The following is a 14,521-nucleotide window of genomic DNA, read 5'->3' as shown; positions in this document are numbered from 1 at the left end:
ATAACTAACCAAGGAGAAATAGGATGGAGATCAAGGCATTGGGTTATATGGGGTTTTCCGTAAACGATGTTCCGGAATGGCGGCGGTATCTCACCAAGCTGGCCGGTTTGATGGAAACGCCATGCTCAACAGATGAACAGGCCCGTTTTCGAATGGATTCGAGAAGCTGGCGTATTGGCGTAGAACAAGGCGACTTGGATGATCTGGCATTTGCAGGATTTGAAGTTGCTAATCCTAGTGCTCTAGAAAAAATGCGTGTCCGACTTCAGGAAGCTGGAGTAAAAATCATAAGCGATGTTGGCGATCTCGCGAAAAAGCGCGATGTGCTTGATCTGATTGCCTTCAAAGACCCGTTCGGCATGCAAATAGAAATCTTCTATGGCGCGGGGGATTCCTACGAAAAACCCTTTGTTTCGCCAACCGGCGTAACAGGCTTTCAAACGGGAGACCAAGGGTTGGGGCACTATTTTTATGCCGTTCCAGATGTTGTCAAGGGTTTGTCATTTTACGTTGACGTGCTTGGCTTTAAATTGTCGGACGTAATCGATATTCCTTTAGGTCCGGATATGACGGTACGTGGCCACTTTCTGCATTGCAATGGACGTCACCATACCATGGCAATCGCTGAAGCCCCCATGCCTAAGCGCATCCACCATTTCATGCTCCAAGCCGCCACGCTGGATGACGTTGGGCATGCATGTGATCGTTTGGACGGTTTTGATTACCAAACTACCGATTCCAATCTTGGAGTTGCTGAAGAAAAGCCCAATAGCTACCTGACCACCACTATTGGCCGGCATGTAAACGACCATATGGTTTCATTTTATGCCCGGACGCCATCAGGATTCGAAATGGAATTTGGTTGGGGCGCTCGTGCTGTTGACGATTGCAACTGGACAATGACCCGCCACAGTCGCACAGCCATGTGGGGGCACAAGTCGCTCCGGAAACAAAAATAGCGTGTGATCAAACTATTCTTCCCAAACGGTGGATTTTCAGATGTTTGGGGGGAATAGGAAAACGCCTTTAGGACAAAGTGATAGCTGAATGATTTTCTAAACAAAAGCTATCGGTCTATGACGGCAGACGGGTGATTTACTAAAGTTCCGAATAGGAGATTGAATGGCATGATGGATGAAGATATTGTCACCAAGCTGGGAGACGAGCTTTACGACGCATTATGTGCAAAAAGAATGCTCGAGCCTTTGAGCAACCGTTATCCCGGTATCTCAGTTGATGACGCTTACAGAATTCAGTTACGGATGATTTCCTGCCGCCAAAAAGCAGGAGAGAGAATTGTTGGAAAGAAAATTGGAATCACAAGTCGGCCTGTAATGGATCTGCTCAAGGTCTATCAGCCTGATTTTGGGTATTTGCTCGATGGAATGTCTATCTGTGACGGAGCGCGCATTCCAATTGAATCGCTTATTCAGCCCAAAATTGAAGGCGAAATTGCCTTTGTGTTAAAGCGCGACTTGATGGGGCCAGGAATCAGCGCAGCCGACGTCCTTGCGGCTACCGATTTTGTTATGCCTTGCTTTGAAATTGTCGATTCGCGTATTCGGGACTGGAAAATCCAGATACAGGATACGGTAGCAGACAACGCTTCCTGCGGCCTATTCGTGCTCGGAAACACCATGGCCGATCCGAGGAAGCTTGATCTAACAACTTGTGGCATGGTCTTGGAAAAAAATGGTGAGATTGTGGCGACAGGAGCAGGGGCGGCGGCGTTGGGGTCTCCTATCAATGCTGTAGTTTGGTTGGGGAATACACTTGGTGGCCTGGGAATTCCACTTAAGGCAGGAGAAATTATTCTTTCTGGGGCGCTTGCGAGTATGTTTAGTATTCATGCAGGCGACCATTATCGTGTGGCAATTGGAGGTATCGGTAGTTGTTCCGTCTCCTTTGTCTGACTGGATAGCCATTGACGTGGGGTTATTGGACGCCACTAAGTCACTATGCCACTCCGTGTGTTGCGGTATTCCTCAGCAATACTGATTTCCAATAGGCTAAGTTTGCAGGGGGACGTGCCATGCAAATAACGCCACCGCCAAAAGAATTGTGTATATGTGCATGTCAAATCTATGCTTTATGAATTGGAGTTTTAATGAACAAGATTAAGTGCGCCCTGATCGGCCCGGGCAACATCGGCACCGATCTTCTGTACAAACTTAAGCGCAGCCCCTTCCTCGAACCGGTGTGGATGATCGGCATCGACCCCGAATCCGAAGGCCTCAAGCGCGCCGCCGACATGGGCCTCAAGACCTGTGCCACCGGCGTCGATGGCTTCCTGCCGCATGTCCTCGCCGATAGCATCCAGATCGCCTTCGATGCGACCAGCGCCTACGTCCATGCCGAGAATAGTCGTAAGCTCAATGAGCTCGGCGTCCTGATGATCGACCTGACGCCGGCGGCCATCGGCCCCTACTGCGTGCCGCCGGTCAACCTCGTCGAGCACGTCGGCAAGCGCGAAATGAACGTCAATATGGTCACCTGCGGCGGACAAGCCACCATCCCGATGGTCGCTGCCGTCTCCCGTGTCCAGCCGGTCGCTTACGGCGAAATCGTCGCCACTGTCTCTTCGAAGAGCGCCGGCCCCGGCACCCGCAAGAATATCGACGAATTCACCCGCACGACCGCCGGTGCCGTCGAAAAGGTCGGCGGCGCCAAAAAAGGCAAGGCCATCATCATCATCAACCCGGCCGAACCACCGCTTGTCATGCGCGACACCGTGCATTGCCTGACCGAAACCGCGCCCGATCAGGAAAAAATAACTGAATCCATCCACGCCATGATCAAGGAAGTCCAGAAATACGTGCCGGGCTATCGCCTGGTCAACGGCCCAGTATTCGACGGCAACCGTGTGTCCGTCTACATGGAAGTCACCGGACTCGGGGATTTCCTCCCGACCTACGCCGGTAACCTCGACATCATGACTGCTGCCGGTGCCCGTACCGCCGAAATGTTCGCCGAAGAAATTATTGCTGGTCGCCTCACCCTCGAACCCAAGGTTGCTACCGGTTCCCCCAAACTGGCCGGTTGCGGTTCCAACTGATACGGAGAAAATAATCATGACCGCCAAAGGCAAGACCGTTACCGTCCACGACATGACCCTACGCGACGGGATGCATCCCAAGCGCCACCTGATGAGCCTCGACCAGATGGTGTCCATCGCCACCGGCCTTGATGCCGCTGGCATTCCGCTGATCGAAGTCACCCACGGCGATGGCCTCGGTGGGTCATCGGTCAACTACGGATTCCCGGCCCATACCGATGAAGAATACCTCGGCACCGTCATCCCCAAGATGAAGAACGCCAAGGTCTCCGCCCTGCTGCTCCCCGGCATCGGCACCGTCGACCACTTGAAGATGGCGCGCGACCTCGGCGTCAACACCATCCGTGTCGCCACCCACTGCACCGAGGCTGACGTCTCAGAGCAGCACATCACCATGGCCCGCAAGCTCGGCATGGACACCGTCGGTTTCCTCATGATGAGCCACATGAACAGCGCCGAAGGCCTGGTCAAGCAGGCCAAATTGATGGAAGGCTACGGCGCCAACTGCATCTACGTCACCGACTCGGCCGGTCACCTGCTGCCGGAAGGCGTCAAGGAACGTCTCGGTGCTGTGCGCGCTGCCCTCAAGCCGGAAACCGAACTCGGCTTCCACGGCCACCACAACCTGGCCATGGGCGTCGCCAACTCCATCGCCGCCATTGAAGTCGGCGCCAACCGCATCGATGCTGCTGCGGCCGGCCTCGGTGCCGGTGCCGGTAATACGCCGATGGAAGTCCTGATCGCCGTGTGCAGCCTGATGGGCATCGAAACCGGTGTCGATGTCGCCAAGATCACCGACGTTGCCGAAGACCTCGTGGTGCCAATGATGGACTTCCCGATCCGCATCGACCGTGATGCGCTGACCCTGGGTTATGCCGGGGTCTATGGCTCCTTCCTGCTCTTTGCCAAGCGGGCATCCGCCAAGTACGGCGTGCCGGCCCGCGACATTCTGGTCGAGCTGGGCCGCCGCGGTATGGTCGGCGGGCAGGAGGACATGATCGAGGATACCGCCATCACCATGGCCAAGGATCGCTCTATTGCCTCCGCATAATGCCACTTGGCGCTGAGCCTTTTATATATTTAACAGGGGGAGAGATGCAAATGAATCAATATACGGAATCTACAACCAGCAGGTTTGCCAAGATCAACGAGAAGGGATTTGAAGACTTCCAGGTTCATTTCAACGAAGCTGGCGACGGCGAGGCCGTCATCATGTTGCACGGTGGTGGGCCCGGGGCAGGTGGATGGAGTAACTATAGCCGCAATCTGGGCCCGCTGGTTCAAGCAGGTTATCGCGTGATTTTGAAGGACTCACCAGGATTTAATAAGTCTGACCCCGTCGTAATGGACGAACAGCGAGGTCTGGTGAACGCACGCGCCGTCAAGGGTTTGATGGATGCCCTAAACATCGAAAAAGCGCACCTGGTGGGCAACTCGATGGGGGGGGCCACCGCACTGAATTTTGCCATCGAATATCCGGAGCGCATCGGTAAGCTCATTCTGATGGGGCCGGGGGGGCTTGGCTCGAGTCTTTTTTCCGCGATGCCCATGGAAGGCATCAAATTGCTTTTCAAGCTGTATGCCGAGCCTACGCTTGAAAATTTGAAGCAAATGCTATCGGTATTTGTTTTTGATCAGACCCAGATCACCGATGAACTGATTGAGGGCCGCTGGCGGGCGATTCAGCATAATCAAGTACACCTTCGAAATTTTCTTGTCAGTACGCAACGCGTGCCATTGAGTGCTTGGGACGTTACATCGAGATTAGGAGAGATCAAGGCAGGAACGCTTGTCATCTGGGGGCGCGACGACCGCTTCGTACCTCTTGACCATGGATTGAAGTTGGCTTGGCACATCCATGATGCGCGCTTGCATGTCTTGCCTCGGTGCGGTCACTGGGCGCAATGGGAACATGCTGAAGAGTTTAATCGCTTGTTGATCGATTTCTTACAACATTGACACCAAAGGGGGCCCGATTGACCACTTTACTACGTAACCACCGGTTACGAACGAGAAGTAAGAATTTCGGATTTTCGAGATCAATAATCAGAAGCAATTAAACAGAACAGGAAGTAAGCCACCGCTTAGAAAAAACGGGGTTGATTTCTTTAATTAACATATAAAAATGGAGGAGGCTGTATGCAATTCAATCTTAAATCTAGTGTAATGGGCGTTGCTCTAGCAGGGGTATCCTATACTGCCTTGGCGACAACAAGCGATGTTTATCGCTTTGTCGGTCATGGTCCAGTTTCTGGGGCATTGGGTGGGGCCGCTACAGCCTTTGACGTCGGTGCGGCCGGCATGATGACAAATCCCGCTACCTTATCCCTTGGCAAGCCTGGGGAGGAAATGCACCTTGGAATGGACGTCATTTTTACAGATCTATCAATCAAGAACACCGCGACGGGCGAATCCGCAAAATCCAAAGAGCATTCCAGCAACCGAGGACCCTATGCGGCTCCGCAAATGGCATATGCTTATCGTGCCGAACGATTTGCATTCGGTATTGGAGCCTTTGCACGTGGCGGAGTAGGCACAGAGTACGGAAAGGATAGCTTTCTTTCACGTGCAACAGGTGGATTGGATACGGGTTTGGAAAATTCAAGTCGCTTATTGACACTAAATATACCCATGGCCGCAAGCTTTCAGATGACTGATAGTCTTGCCGTTGGCGCAAGCGTGGATGCAGTGTGGCAGGGACTGAATTTAGATATGCTCCTCGGGGCCGATCAAGTGGGTTCCCTAATTGGCGCCGGGCGTGCGCAGGGAAGTTTGATCCCTGTGCTTGGAGGGTTGCCAGATATGCGTGGTGCGCATTTGAGCTTCACCAAGAATGAGCCAATTGCGAGTGGCGCCGACGCCTGGGGCTGGGGAGGGAAAATCGGCCTGACGTACAAGGTCAGCAAGGATACGATCCTAGGTGCTTCGTACGTTCTTGAAACACATCTTGATGACATGACTGGGAGTGCTACCCTTACCGCAATTGACGGCTTGGTAGGCCAAGTCAAGCTAGATGGAAAGATTCGTATTAAAGACTTCCAATCGCCGGCACAATTGAATTTCGGAATAAGCCATCGTTTTGACGATCAGTGGATGGTCGTGGCGGATATCTCCAGGGTATTCTGGAAACATGCAGTAAAAGATATTCATGTCTCCTTTGTTTCAAACGCTGGTCAAAATATCGATATTGATCTGCCTCAAAACTATAAGGACCAGACTGCATTGTCGTTGGGTGTCGCCTACACTTCCGGAAAATGGACATTGCGCGGAGGTGCTCGTGTTACTACACAGGCTTTGAGATCGGACACGGTATTGGCTGTAATCCCTGCCATTCCAAATAGATTCGGGACTCTTGGCTTTGGTTACCAACTTACACCTATGAGTAGTTTTGATTTTGCTTGGACTCATTCATTTAAAAAGACGATGCAAAACTCTTCATTGCCAAACACGTCTGCTCCTATCGAAATAAATCACGCCCAAGATAGTGCCACTTTTGCCTTCACTTATCGTTTTTAGGTTTGATATTAAGTTGAAATTGTCATGGTTGTGCAAATCTTAAAATTACAAGATTCTACCTGTTTTAATATTTTATGGTGAATTAACTAGGAAATTGAAATGACCAACGTAGAAATTGGAAAAGAAATCGTCGCTGCTGGAATTAAGACCAATTATCACGAGCTCGGAACAGGAGATCCTGTTTTTCTTATTCACGGATCGGGTCCAGGTGTCAGCGCTTATGCAAATTGGCGCTTGGTGTTGCCAACACTGGGGCAATTATTTCGCGTCATAGCACCGGATATGGCGGGGTTCGGTTTTACAGAGCGCCCGAAGAATTACATCTACTCAAAGGATAATTGGGTTGGGCACATCATAGGTATGCTTGACGCATTAAAAATCGAGCGTGCAGATTTTATTGGGAATTCTTTCGGTGGTGCCCTTGCAATCGCAACCGCCGTTAAGCACCCCGAACGCGTTGGCCGTTTGGTCTTGATGGGCGCAGCAGGAACACATTTTGAACTTACCCCTGGGCTGGATGCAGTTTGGGGTTATACGCCGTCAATTGAAAAAATGCGCAACCTGCTGGATATATTTGCCTTCGATCGTTCGCTTGTGAATGATGAACTTGCAAAACTGCGTTATGAGGCAAGCATTCGGCCAGGCTTTCAAGAGTCATTCGGCAGTATGTTCCCCGCTCCTCGGCAGCGCTGGGTTGACGCACTGGCGAGCTCGGATGAGCAAATTCGCAACCTCGCGAATGAGGTGCTTTTGATTCACGGCCGTGATGACCAGGTGGTACCACTGTCAAGCAGTCTTCGTCTTTTTCAACTATTGGAGAACGTCCAGTTGCATTCTTTTGCTCGCTGTGGGCACTGGGTGCAAATTGAAGCCGCCAATGACTTTTGTAGATTGGTTGTAGACTTTCTTAGCAAGCCGCATTGATTGAGCGTTCTGCGCATCCGGCGAAATTTCTTCTTCCAGATAATTGGGTAATGCGTCCGAATTGATTGGAAGGAGAAATCGAGTTGATGGTCTCATGAAGGCGTTACCGCTGGTTGTGGAACCAAGTCCTTCTTATACAAGACTCACATAGCCTCATCGTGTATCGCCTGCATGGTCGTGGTCGCGTCCAATGAAAGGGCTGTTTTAGTTGCGAAGGAAAGTCGCCTTCCTTTGCGCTCTTCCGCCCCGCGTCCCGTCTGACTCGGAAGGCTGTGCAGATCTACTGTGGTATCGCTACCGACCGCGCCTATCCACCACGTACCGGCCCGTACAGCCATATCGATCTGACGCACGCCTTGGCTGTTATTGAACGGGTCAAACATACCTGGTTCGGAACGGCTTGGACGCGAGGCTGCGAGCAAATCCCATTGGGTTCCCGTCTAGTATTTCAGTAGCGCCTGACGAGTAATTCATCGCTTCTGGATAGGCGGTCCAACCGACAGTCCTCGTGATTTGACTAGAACTGCAAGTATCCCGAGGCTGCAAGTGGAACCGTACGGTAACATCACGATGGAGGACAAACCATGGAGTTGCGCCACCTTCGCTGCTTCGCTGTCCTGGCGGAGGAACTGCACTTCACCCGTGCTGCTGAAAGGCTGCATATCGAGCAGTCCCCCCTGTCCCGTACCATCAAGGAGCTCGAAGACGAACTTGGCGCACTGCTATTCGATCGTGACCGCCGCGGCACACGGCTGACACAGGCCGGTGCAGTTTATCTCCAGGATGTGCTTCGGTTGTTCTCGACGCTGGAACTTGCCCGTGAAAACGTAAAAGCGGTTTCGTCAGGCTATCAGGGGATTCTTCGCATCGCCGTCCCCTGCGGCTGCATCGATCCGCGGCTATCTGGCTTTCTCGCACGCTGTCGCGAGGAAGATCCGGAAGTCGAGATACGTTTGACAGAAGCGACGCTGGCCGAGCAGGTGCGCGGACTGCGTTCGGGCAGCTTCAATGTGGGGTTTGCACATACCACCGACGTCGGGGATGGAATCGTTGCCGAACCGATCTGGATTGATCCGCTGGTCGTGGCCGTATCGGCACGGCATCCGCTGCTCGTTCACAAGCAGGTGCCCTTGGAGGAGTTGGTGCGTTATCCGCTCGTAATGGCTGATCCCCGGTTGTTCGGGCGGAGCAATTGCGAGCTGGATCGATTGCTGCACACCGCGACGGGCAAACCCGGCGCCGTCGAGCACGTCGCCTCGATGGACATGATGCTGACGCTGGTCGCAGCCGGTTATGGCGTTGGGTTCGCGAACGCTGCACGAATCAGAGTTTGTCATCGCCCCGACGTGGTGACTCGTCCTCTCGCGGCCCAAAATGTCACCCACACCACGTACCTGTTACGACCGGACAGTGGCGCGGACACCCCTTGCGCCATACCTCTGGACCGCTTTATGGCGCGTCTACACGCTCAAATCGACGAGTAACAGGCAAAGCCCGGTGCCGTTCACCGGTTACGTCTTTGGCCCCGAGCGCAGGTTATCCTCCGTCACAGCGATCAGATCAGCGGCACTTCTGTTCAGAGCCCCGGCGATTCTGAGGATCAGCGCCAGCGTGGGCATGTGCTCACCCCGTTCTATCTTTCCCATGTGGGAGCGCTCGATTTCCGCCAACGACGCCAGCTCCTCCTGAGCCATTCCCTGTTCCATCCGTGCCGCACGAACCGCCAGGCCGAAGGCCAGCGCAGGCTCAGGTTCGTAGGTGGTCGATCCGACAGGGCGGCCTCGCTGGACAGTACGCTTTTGCATCGGCAAAAGCGTCGAATATCGCGATACTTTTAACCACGTTAAATTTAACTCTTTGCTATGATGCTTGCTGCCACGGTCTGGCCTCCATCACGAAATGGCATCCATGAGTGCCCCCAGCCAATCGTCGATACTCAAACTCGCCGTTTCGGCTGACGCGCTGTCGCCACAGCTGGCGACCCTACTTGCCCTGCAACGTGCCGAGGAGCCGGAAACCCTCGTCCTGCTGCAGGAGGTCACTGCCGGCGATCTGGTCCGTGGCCTGGAAAACGGCGATTGCGACATGGGCATGGCGGTGAGGGCGACGTCAACGCACCTGGCGTTGGACACTCAGCCACTTTGGGGTGACGAACTGGCTTTGGCGGTTCCGTTACGCTCGCCGCTGCTTGCCCACGTCGAGGTGTCATTGGATGCGCTGCTGCACTATCCACTGGTTCGGTGGTGCCCACGGGCATGTGAAGCGCTGAGCCAGCAGGTTGATGCTGTCATTGGGCCTGAAGACCGTTCTGCCCGGGAGGTCAATTCCTTCGAACTCATGGCTCTGCTGGTGGCGGCAGGCTACGGTGTCGGCATTGCGCCCCGATCGCGCATCGCGCAGGCACGTGGCTGGGGTGTTGCCATGCGCCCCCTGGCCGACGGTCCCTATCTCATCCGAACCCAGTTGCTGCTGCCGTCGCGAGGGTGTGTGCCGGCTGTCGAGAGGTTTGCCGAACGGGCGGCGAAGATCACGGAGACCAGGTCGGCGTGATCAGGCGTCCATCGTACGTTCGCGTGTTTCCAGACGAAAGCGGCACGCGGCATCTTGCTGTGCAAGTTCGCCATCGCGCGTATCGCTAGGCGTACCGGGACAGTTGTGGAGTCCGACTATCGCGTTGCACCACCCTTTCGCTGACAGCGCTGCATACCAGATGAACGACGAGGTGAAGATTCTCCAGCGTCACTGCCTCGATGGGGGACTGCCCTTGGAAGAGATCGCTCGGCCGTGTGAGTGCATGGTAGATGTGCCACGTGTCGATTCCCGGGGGCATCTGCTTGAGGATGGTCTGGATCAGGCGGCGCTTGAGCGGATCGAGCTGCCAATCCGGCACGCGCTGTCCCCGGTTGCCCAGGCTGATCGACAGGAGGTTGCCGGCCTGGATTTCGTAAGTGATCCAGCGACGGGACTTGCCTGCGAGCTTGGCATAGTCGGCGACCGACAGGTTGTGCGGAGCCTCCAGAATGTCGAGCAGGATCATCCGCTCGCGCTGGACGTTGGAGATGGCCGGCTCGATCTTGGGCACGCGCACTGCGGAAAGGCGCTGCACCGGAGCCGTGGCCAGCGCCATGGCCCCCTGGAGCGGTTGCGACACCACCAGCGTGGGAGCAGCCCTGGCCGCCGACAACGGTTGCGCCTCCGCTTCGGTGGCGACCACGGGAAAGCCATCCAGTTTAATGGACAGCAGCGTACTGGCCGCTTCGACCTGCCCCTGCTCGAACAGGTCCAGCCGGTCCGCCCAGTCCTGCATCATGCGTCGGCGCTGCTCCACATACTTGGCGTGGTTGTAGGTTGCGCGAACCTGGTTGGGATCGACGTGGGAAAGCTGTGCATCCACCCATTTCTCGGGATACCCCAGTTCGTTGAGTGCGGTCGAGATGGTTCCGCGGATGCCGTGGCCGGTCAGCCGGCCCTTGTATCCCAAGCGATGCAGTGCTTTGTTGAGGGTGTTCTCGCTGATGCGCTGCTTGAGGCTCTTGTCCCCCGGGAACAGGTACGTCTGGGCTGGCTTGAACTGGTCGAGCATGTGCCGAACGATCTCGATCGCCTGCACGGACAGCGGCACGATGTAGGGTGGGATGTCCTCCGGCCGGACGTTCTCCTTCTGCATCTTCAATTCCAGCTGTTTCACCACCTCCGGCGGGATGATCCACAGGCCATCGTCGAGGTGGAACTGTTCTGGCGTCGCCAGCCGCAGTTCCCCGGTCCGCACGCCGGTCAGCAACAGCAGGCGGAGGCCAAGCTGCGTTTTCAGCTTGCCGGGGTACTTGCGCAGCAACTGCAAGAACTCGGGCAATTCGGGCATGCGCAGGAAGGGGTTGTGGCGTACCGGCGGCTGGGGCATGGCGACCACATCCAGGTCGGAGGCCGGGTTCTGTTCCAGGCCCGGCACGATCACGAGGGCATACCGGAAGAGTTGGTTGAACCAGGTGCGCACCTTCTCGGCGATGGATGGCGCGCCGCGCTTCTCGATGCGGCCGACGATTTCAAGTAGGTCGGCGCGGGTGATCTCGTAGATCGAACGCTTGCGCAGGCTCGGCAGGATGTCGTTCTTGAAGATGCGCGGGATCATCGACAGCGTGGTCTGCCGGCCTTTCTTGAGGCGCCCCTGCGCCCGGAAGGCGAGCCACTTGTCGTACACCGCCTCAAAGGTGTTCTGCTCGGCCTGGGTGGCGATGTGCCGATCCTTTTCTCGCTGCCGCTGTGGGTTGATGCCTTTGGCCACCTGCGCCCGCGCGTTGTCGCGGCGCTCGCGCGCTTCGCGCAGGCTGATCTCCGGGTACGTCCCCAGGGACATCCGCTTCTGTTGGCCCAGCCAGGTGTAGCGGAAGTGCCAGGACTTGGTGCCCTTGTCCGAGACCGCCAACGAGAGGCCGTCGAAATCGGGGATCGTGTAGTCCTTTCCGGTGGCCTTTGCCTGCCGGACGAACATGTCGGTGAGTGCCATGCTTGCTCCTGAACAGAGTCAGGAGTCAGATGCTCATCCCGGCACCCGCTCGGCCCAAGGAACAATCCGGACTCGAACACAACCGCTTTGATGGACTGCCGGATGGACTAATTTAGTCCAGCAGTGGGTGGATTTCGGTGGATCTCATTGGAATGTTGTCTAGCGAAAAATTCTTTTCTGACAACCGCTTATGGAACTCAGTGGATTTCCATGGAAGCCTAATTGGAGCGGGCGATGGGAATCGAACCCACGGCTCTAGCTTGGGAAGCTAGGGTATTACCATTATACGACGCCCGCTCGGCGGCCCGGTTTGTGTCGGGCAGGGCGCCATTCTAATGACTGGCGCAGTGCGACGCAATGCGCGGTCGGGGCGGTGCCGCAGGGCGTGGTAAGATTTTCACTCGACGCTTCAGACAGTTTCCCCATGATCCAGCTCATCATCAACGGCCAGACGGAACGCCTCGAACAGGCGCTGACCGTGCATGCCCTGCTCGAGGCGCGCCAGCTCGCCGGCAAGCGGCTGGCGGTCGAGCGCAACGGCGAGATCGTCCCGAAGGGCCGGCACGCCGAAACCCTGCTCGCGGACGGCGACCGGCTCGAGATAGTCGTCGCAGTGGGCGGCGGCTGAGAGATCATGAATAAAGCTACTGCGCGACCCGATTTCGCCTCTGTCGAGTTTGGCAAATGCGTCGCCGTACCATTGTACGGCTGCGCTTCTCGGGCCGAACTAGGGCCGCTCGCTACGCTTTCTTCAAGACCTCTTGGTGCTGTTTCCCGGCGTTGACGCCAATTCTCTTTCAACCCCGCAATCCCGCAGGTCGAACATGAACGACTCCCTGGTTATCGCCGGCAAGTCCTACGGCTCCCGCCTCCTCGTCGGTACCGGCAAGTACAAGGATTTCGACGAGACGCGCGCAGCGATCGACGCGAGTGGCGCCGAGATCGTCACCGTCGCGATCCGCCGCACCAACATCGGCCAGAACCCCGGCGAACCCAACCTGCTCGACGTGCTGCCGCCCGAGCGCTTCACGATCCTGCCGAACACCGCCGGCTGCTACACGGCGGACGACGCGGTGCGCACGCTGCGCCTCGCGCGCGAACTCCTCGACGGCCACGCGCTCGTGAAGCTCGAAGTGCTGGGCGACCCGAAGACGCTGTTCCCGAACATGCCCGAGACGCTCAAGGCCGCCGAGGTCCTCGTGAAGGACGGCTTCGACGTGATGGTGTACTGCGCCGACGACCCCATCCAGGCGAAGATGCTCGAAGACATGGGCTGCGCCGCGGTGATGCCGCTCGCGTCGCTGATCGGTTCCGGCATGGGCATCCTGAATCCGTGGAACCTGCGCCTGATCATCGACCAGGCCAAGGTGCCGGTGCTCGTCGACGCCGGTGTCGGCACCGCGTCCGACGCCGCGATCGCGATGGAGCTGGGCTGCGACGGCGTGCTCATGAACACCGCGATCGCGCACGCGCAGAACCCCGTGCTGATGGCCAGCGCGATGAAGAAGGCGGTCGAGTGCGGCCGCGAAGCCTTCCTCGCCGGCCGCATGCCGCGCAAGTTCTATTCCGCCGACCCGAGCTCGCCGACGAGCGGCCTGATCGGCTCGTAAGCCGCATCGCAGCGGCGCGCGTCGCGGGCCGCTGCGACCTCCGGATTCCTCCATTTCCGTTCCGCCTGCGGGGCGCGACTGCTTCCGTGCCCGTCGCCTCCCGCCCATACACGATGACCGCAACGACTCCCGACCTGCCGGATTCCGATCCGTCCGCCTCTGCAACCCCGGCCGAGGTTTCCTGCACGCCGTCCGGCGATCCCGAGGCGCGCTTCTCCAGCCGCTCGATCCGCAGCTTCGTGCTGCGCCAGGGGCGCATGTCCGTCGCCCAGCAGCGCCACATGGAGGAGACCTTCCCCAGGGTCTCGATTCCCTACCGCGTCGCGTCGCTCGACCTCGACGCCGCGTTCGGCCGCCCTGCGCCGAAAATCGTCGAGATCGGTTTCGGCATGGGCGAGACCACCGCGAAGATCGCCGCGGCGCTGCCCGACAAGGATTTCCTCGGCATCGAGGTGCATGGTCCCGGCGTCGGCAGCCTGTGCAAGCTGATCGCCGACAACGGCCTCGCCAACCTGCGCATCATGCAGCACGACGCCGTCGAGGTGCTGCGCGACATGATCCCGGAAGCTGCGCTCGCCGGCGTGCACGTGTTCTTCCCCGATCCCTGGCACAAGAAGCGTCACCACAAGCGGCGCATCATCCAGGCCGACTTCGTCGCGCTGATCGCCTCGCGCCTCGCCCCGGGCGGGTACCTGCACTGCGCAACGGACTGGGAGGAGTACGCGCAGTGGATGATGGAGATCCTCTCCGCCGAGCCGGCGCTGGAGAACACCGCGGACGGCTTCGCTCCGCGCCCGGACTACCGGCCGCTGACGAAGTTCGAGAACCGCGGCCTCAGGCTGGGCCACGGTGTATGGGATCTGGTGTTCCGCAAGCGCGGCTGAAGCTGCGCAGGCATGGGGACAGGAGCGC

At 57.1% G+C, this 14,521-nt stretch carries 14 protein-coding genes and 1 tRNA gene; 12 read left to right on the top strand and 3 right to left on the bottom strand.

The window, feature by feature from the left end; all coding sequences use genetic code 11:
- Window positions 1-23 precede the first annotated feature (23 nt).
- The 8 genes from BW991_RS01690 (at window position 24) to BW991_RS01655 (ending at window position 8,979) form a co-directional block, all read left to right on the top strand.
- Window positions 24-959 carry a VOC family protein gene (locus BW991_RS01690; RefSeq protein ID WP_170879032.1) on the top strand — a complete coding sequence of 312 codons (936 nt, stop codon included), beginning with the start codon at window positions 24-26 and terminating at the stop codon, window positions 957-959.
- A 171-nt stretch (window positions 960-1,130) separates the two neighbouring features.
- On the top strand, window positions 1,131-1,913 hold the full coding sequence (gene dmpE, locus BW991_RS01685; protein WP_076600529.1) for a 2-oxopent-4-enoate hydratase: 783 nt from the start codon (window positions 1,131-1,133) through the stop codon (window positions 1,911-1,913).
- A 194-nt stretch (window positions 1,914-2,107) separates the two neighbouring features.
- Complete coding sequence (locus tag BW991_RS01680) at window positions 2,108-3,055, top strand: acetaldehyde dehydrogenase (acetylating) (protein ID WP_076600358.1); 948 nt, start codon at window positions 2,108-2,110, stop codon at window positions 3,053-3,055.
- Between the two features lie 16 nt (window positions 3,056-3,071).
- Window positions 3,072-4,106: a 4-hydroxy-2-oxovalerate aldolase gene (gene dmpG, locus BW991_RS01675; RefSeq protein ID WP_076600357.1), complete on the top strand. Its 1,035-nt coding sequence runs from the start codon at window positions 3,072-3,074 to the stop codon at window positions 4,104-4,106.
- A 50-nt stretch (window positions 4,107-4,156) separates the two neighbouring features.
- Window positions 4,157-5,014: a 2-hydroxy-6-oxo-6-phenylhexa-2,4-dienoate hydrolase gene (bphD, locus tag BW991_RS01670; RefSeq protein WP_076600356.1), complete on the top strand. Its 858-nt coding sequence runs from the start codon at window positions 4,157-4,159 to the stop codon at window positions 5,012-5,014.
- Between the two features lie 180 nt (window positions 5,015-5,194).
- Complete coding sequence (locus tag BW991_RS01665; RefSeq protein ID WP_076600355.1) at window positions 5,195-6,571, top strand: OmpP1/FadL family transporter; 1,377 nt, start codon at window positions 5,195-5,197, stop codon at window positions 6,569-6,571.
- A 99-nt stretch (window positions 6,572-6,670) separates the two neighbouring features.
- Window positions 6,671-7,495 (top strand): alpha/beta fold hydrolase, encoded by an 825-nt coding sequence (locus tag BW991_RS01660; protein WP_076600354.1) that lies wholly within the window; start codon window positions 6,671-6,673, stop codon window positions 7,493-7,495.
- Between the two features lie 584 nt (window positions 7,496-8,079).
- Window positions 8,080-8,979: a LysR family transcriptional regulator gene (locus BW991_RS01655; protein ID WP_076600353.1), complete on the top strand. Its 900-nt coding sequence runs from the start codon at window positions 8,080-8,082 to the stop codon at window positions 8,977-8,979.
- Between the two features lie 27 nt (window positions 8,980-9,006).
- Here the strand turns inward: BW991_RS01655 and BW991_RS01650 are convergent, their stop codons facing one another.
- Complete coding sequence (locus BW991_RS01650; protein ID WP_050417855.1) at window positions 9,007-9,300, bottom strand: helix-turn-helix domain-containing protein; 294 nt, start codon at window positions 9,298-9,300, stop codon at window positions 9,007-9,009.
- A gap of 103 nt (window positions 9,301-9,403) precedes the next feature.
- Between BW991_RS01650 and BW991_RS01645 the strand changes: the two genes are divergently transcribed.
- On the top strand, window positions 9,404-10,045 hold the full coding sequence (locus BW991_RS01645) for a LysR family substrate-binding domain-containing protein (protein ID WP_076600352.1): 642 nt from the start codon (window positions 9,404-9,406) through the stop codon (window positions 10,043-10,045).
- 85 nt (window positions 10,046-10,130) lie between these two features.
- On the opposite strand, the gene BW991_RS01640 is transcribed toward BW991_RS01645, so the two are convergent.
- Together BW991_RS01640 and BW991_RS01635 are read right to left on the bottom strand one after the other, a co-directional pair.
- Window positions 10,131-11,999, bottom strand: coding sequence for a tyrosine-type recombinase/integrase (locus BW991_RS01640; RefSeq protein ID WP_076600351.1), 1,869 nt, complete (start codon window positions 11,997-11,999; stop codon window positions 10,131-10,133).
- A 223-nt stretch (window positions 12,000-12,222) separates the two neighbouring features.
- A tRNA-Gly gene (locus tag BW991_RS01635) sits at window positions 12,223-12,296 on the bottom strand.
- Window positions 12,297-12,423: 127 nt separating this feature from the next.
- On the opposite strand from BW991_RS01635, the gene thiS reads away from it, so the two are divergent.
- From thiS to trmB, 3 genes are all read left to right on the top strand, one after another.
- Window positions 12,424-12,627 (top strand): sulfur carrier protein ThiS, encoded by a 204-nt coding sequence (thiS, locus tag BW991_RS01630; RefSeq protein ID WP_076600350.1) that lies wholly within the window; start codon window positions 12,424-12,426, stop codon window positions 12,625-12,627.
- Between the two features lie 196 nt (window positions 12,628-12,823).
- Window positions 12,824-13,609, top strand: coding sequence for a thiazole synthase (locus tag BW991_RS01625; RefSeq protein ID WP_076600349.1), 786 nt, complete (start codon window positions 12,824-12,826; stop codon window positions 13,607-13,609).
- A 113-nt stretch (window positions 13,610-13,722) separates the two neighbouring features.
- The gene (gene trmB, locus BW991_RS01620; RefSeq protein WP_076600348.1) at window positions 13,723-14,493 is read left to right on the top strand and encodes a tRNA (guanosine(46)-N7)-methyltransferase TrmB; all 771 of its coding nucleotides are present in this window, start codon (window positions 13,723-13,725) and stop codon (window positions 14,491-14,493) included.
- Window positions 14,494-14,521: the final 28 nt, after the last annotated feature.

Origin of the sequence: Aromatoleum tolulyticum (assembly GCF_900156155.1) — a bacterium.
GTDB classification, from domain to species: Bacteria; Pseudomonadota; Gammaproteobacteria; order Burkholderiales; family Rhodocyclaceae; genus Aromatoleum; species Aromatoleum tolulyticum.
Note: the sequence above shows the minus strand (reverse complement) of the source record. Positions and strands in the feature narration are given on the sequence as shown.